At 73.3% G+C, this 3,902-nt stretch carries 2 protein-coding genes and 1 pseudogene; 1 reads left to right on the forward strand and 2 read right to left on the reverse strand.

What is annotated here, in order from left to right:
• Window positions 1–199: 199 nt before the first annotated feature.
• Together ACTIDRAF_RS0223140 and ACTIDRAF_RS0223145 are read right to left on the reverse strand one after the other, a co-directional pair.
• Entirely contained in the window at window positions 200–1,450 is a 1,251-nt protein-coding gene (locus ACTIDRAF_RS0223140; RefSeq protein WP_083886602.1) for an acyltransferase family protein, read from the reverse strand.
• An 81-nt stretch (window positions 1,451–1,531) separates the two neighbouring features.
• Window positions 1,532–3,310 carry an acyltransferase family protein gene (locus ACTIDRAF_RS0223145; protein WP_016701083.1) on the reverse strand — a complete coding sequence of 593 codons (1,779 nt, stop codon included), beginning with the start codon at window positions 3,308–3,310 and terminating at the stop codon, window positions 1,532–1,534.
• A 306-nt stretch (window positions 3,311–3,616) separates the two neighbouring features.
• On the opposite strand from ACTIDRAF_RS0223145, the pseudogene ACTIDRAF_RS30720 reads away from it, so the two are divergent.
• Window positions 3,617–3,902: pseudogene (locus ACTIDRAF_RS30720) on the forward strand (hypothetical protein); the annotation flags it as partial.

The raw sequence follows: 3,902 nt of genomic DNA on the forward strand, positions 1-3,902 counted from the left end.
TACTTCACCTCAAAGTGTTAAACTTGAAAGAGTTTCACTATCGCTTTCGTTGTCTGGGAAGGTCCAGCAAAGCGCCACCACGCGCTCCGGGCAACGACAGAATCGCCTAATTCCGACCCCTGTTTTCCAAAGTATTTCCGAGTTTCTACCCCATTTGAGTGACTGACGTGTCACCGGGCCCGGGTGGTGCGCTGCTCGTTCAGTCCGCGACGGGGTCGTCCCGCCGGGCGTCGGCCCGGGCGTCCGTCCTCCCGCCCGGGGCCGGGTCCTCGGCGACGACGTCCCGGGCCGCCGGAGCGCCCTCGACCGCCGGCGGAGCGGGGGCCCGGCGCGCTCGCTCCCGGCGCCGGTACCAGCGGTGCACCGGCATCTCGACGAACCGGTACAGCGCCTCGGCGGCCACCGCGGTGGCCAGCACGGCGCAGAGCACCCCCAGCAGCGCGTTCGTCTCGGCCGTCACCCAGCGCAGGACGGGGAAACCCGCCGGGATGTGCGCGAGGTAGATGGCGTAGGTGCGCTTCGCGAGCACCGCGACCGTGCGGGCCCTGGCCAGCCCCCCACGAGCCCGGAGGAGGAGCACCGTGACCAGGATCATGATCAGCAGCGTCCGCTCGCTGGACGGCCCGTCCGGCAGGGTGTCGTGCCCGAGGCCGGCACCCACGAACAGCAGGTAGTGCGCCGTTCCGAGCACGGTGCCGAGAACGGGGCCGAGGCGACCGGACCGCACCAGGGAGATGAGCTGCCCGATGAACAGCACGGGCAGGTAGGTGAGCACTGTCCGCACCTGGCTGAGGGTGTCCGTCTCCACGGCCGGCGTCAGGACCAGCCCCACTCCCACGAGGACGGCCGCGACCGCCGGCGGCAACCAGGGCCTCGCCCGGGCCAGGGGGATGGTCGCGGCGACGAACAGGTAGAAACCGAACTGGATCGTCAACGTCCACGTGACGCTGAGCACGATTTTCTGCTCGGTCAGGAAGAAGTTGGCCAACGTCAACGAACCGAGCAGTGAATTGAGGTCGGCCGGGGTGTCCGCCCGCGCGCCCTGCGACACGCCCAGTCCCACGAGGCACCACATCACGAGCACGGCGACCCAGAACGCGGGCACCAACCGGAACGCCCGGCGCAGCAGGAACTGCCCCGGCCGTTCCGTTCCGGTCACGTAGCTGATGACGAGACCACTGATGAGGAAGAGGGACAGCAGGCCGACCATGCCCAGGTGCGGGTTCAGCCGGAGCGGCGCCACGACCAGGTCGTTCACCGCGTCTCGGAAACCCAGCGGGTGCCCCTCGAAGCCGGTCCACTGCACGAAGTGGCGGTAGACGATGAAGAGCGCCGCGATGACCCGGAGGACGTCGAGGCCGTAGAGGTACTGCCGTGCGGGCGCGCCACCGGGCGACGGCGGCCGTCCTGCGTCCGGGGCGCCCACTCCGCTGCCTCCTGTCTCCGCCACCGTCAGGGACTCCTCGGCGACCGCGACGCGCGGAGGGCGCCGTGGGCCTGTCGCCGTGCCACCGTATCCGTCACCGCACGGTCACCGCCCCTCCCCGGCGGCGTTCGCCGACCCCGACCGAGGGGACGCGGCGTCGAGGGGCTCCACGACCCCGCCGGGGTCCGCGTCGTGCGCTTCCTCCGACCCGCTGGCCGGCGGGGGTGGGGGCGCCTCGGGCCCACCGCCACCCGTGACCCCGGCGGGCGGGGTTCCGGCGGTCCCACCGGAGGTGGCGGCACCCCCGGCGCTGACGGGTGGACCATCCGGCGTGCCGGCGTGCCCCACCGGGTCCGTGTCGTCGCGCGCGCCCACCCGGAGGCCCTCCGAGGGGCCGGGGCCGGAGTCGGGGACGTCCCGGGCGGGGGCGGGCCCGTCAGGTCCGGGTGCCGCCGCCCCACCAGCCCCGGTCCCGTCGTCCGGGGAGCCGGAGGTGCCGCCCTCCGGGCCTGCTGGTGAGGGTGAGGGTGAGGGTGGATCGTCGTCGATCGGTCCGGGCGGCGGGACAGCCGGGTCCGCCGGCAGTGCGGGAGCGCTGTCCGGCGACGCGTCGGAACCTCCGGCAGTCGTGCCCCCGCCCGGGAGGAGCTGGTCGTCCTCGGTGGAACTCGAGGTCTCCCCCGGCCGCCCGGTGGACGGGGACCCGGCGGGTGGGGCACCGCCGTCGGGGGTGACGACGGCGACGCCTGGTTCGTCGGCGGTGCTGGCGGGCGGAGCGGGGGCCGGTCCGCGACGCCGTTCCCACGCCCGGTACCGGCGGTGGCAGGGCAGCTCCACGTAGCGGTGCAGCAGTTCCGCCGCCCCACCCATCGCCAGCAGCGCCACCGGCAGGGCCACCGCCAGGTGCGCGTGCGGCGCGAGCAGGCCGAGGACCGCGAAGCCGACGGGGACGTGGATCAGGTAGAGCGCGTAGGTGCGCCTGGCCACGGCCCCCACCAGCCGGGACCGGGCCAGCCGGCCGTCCGCCGACAGCAGCAGCACCACGACCAGTGTGGTGATCAGCAGGGTGCGGACGTGGCCGTCACCCGACGGGATGAGCTCGCTGGTGAGGCCGGCGCGGACGAAGAGCAGGAAGTGCACCGCACCCAGCGGCACCCCCACCCCCGCCCCGAGCCGCCCCGACCGCACCAGCGACACCAGCTGCCCGACGAACAGCACCGGCAGGTAGGTGAGGATCGTCCGCAGGTGGTACGCGGGAATGCCGTCGATCGTGTTGACCAGGGAGAGCGCCACCGACAACGCCGTCGCGGCCACCGCGGGGGGCAGCCAGGGCCAGCGCCGCCCCCACGGCAGGGTCAGACCCACGTACACGAAGAAGGTGAGCTGCACCGTCAGGGTCCAGGTGACCCCCAGCACGATCCGCTGCTCGGACAGGAAGAAGTTGGCCAGGGTCAGGGAGCCGAACAGCGAGTTCAGGTCCGCAGCCGCGTCGCCCAGCGCCGAGACCAGCCCGAGCGCCACCAGGACCCAGGCGACGCAGACCGCCGCCCAGAACGCCGGCAGCAGCCTCGACGCCCGACGCAGCAGGAACTGGACCGGCCGTTCCCGGTCGGTCACGTAGGTGATGACCAGGCCGCTGATCAGGAACAACGTACTCAGCCCGACGAACCCGAAGAACGTGTTCAACCGGAGCGGCTCCCGGAACGCCTCTCCCATCCAGGCGTCGACCGGCCACCGGAACCCGTTGGCCCAGAGCCACTCACCGACGTGCCGGTAGATGATGAACAGGGCCGCGAGGATGCGGAGCGCGTCCAGGCCGTACAGGTAGCGGCGGTCGGGGCGAGCTGGGGTCGCCTCGGGGACCGCGACGGCGGGAGCGGCCATGCTGTCCCCTTCCTGCCGTGCGGGAGCGCCACCGGTGCGGCTCGGCCGGGTGGTCGGCACCGCGAACCGGTCGCCAACCGGTCCCCGGAGCGATCCCCCGCCGTGCGTCGCGGCGCGATGTTACCGAAGTGGTGCGCGGCGGACGATAACGTCGCGGGTGCTCGCGACGATGTAGCTCGAATGCCGCCGCCGCTTTCGGGGCTGCCGGTGGTGGCGGTGGTGGTGGCCGGTGACCTCGTCGTGGTCCCTCCGGCCTCGCCGGTGACTCCGGCCGTCCCCCCGGGGGGCACGCCGTAGGGTGCCGGCATGTCCTCCCGCAGCTCCCGTCGCCTGGGTACCGCGAGCACGCACCGCGCGGCTGCGTTCTGGGTGCTCGCCGTGGGCGGCGGGACGGCGTTGGCGGCGTTGGTCGCAGCCGCCCCCTTCCTCTTCCTGCTCGGTGCTCCGGGTGGCGTGGGCCCCCTGCTCGCTGAGCGGGCGATCCAGTTCGGGAGCGCCGTGCTCGCGGCGCTGCTCGTCGCGCAGGTCGTGGTGGCCGGTCTGTGGCTGGTCCCGGGGACGCCCCGGCCGAGCCGCCACGGGGGGCTGGCGG

The organism is Actinoalloteichus spitiensis RMV-1378 (assembly GCF_000239155.1).
Classification (GTDB): Bacteria; Actinomycetota; Actinomycetes; order Mycobacteriales; family Pseudonocardiaceae; genus Actinoalloteichus_B; species Actinoalloteichus_B spitiensis.

Coding starts and splice junctions, on each gene's coding strand:
- ACTIDRAF_RS0223145 (WP_016701083.1), bottom strand. CDS start 3,310: ATGGCCGCTCCCGCCGTCGCGGTCCCCGAGGCGACCCCAGCTCGCCCC.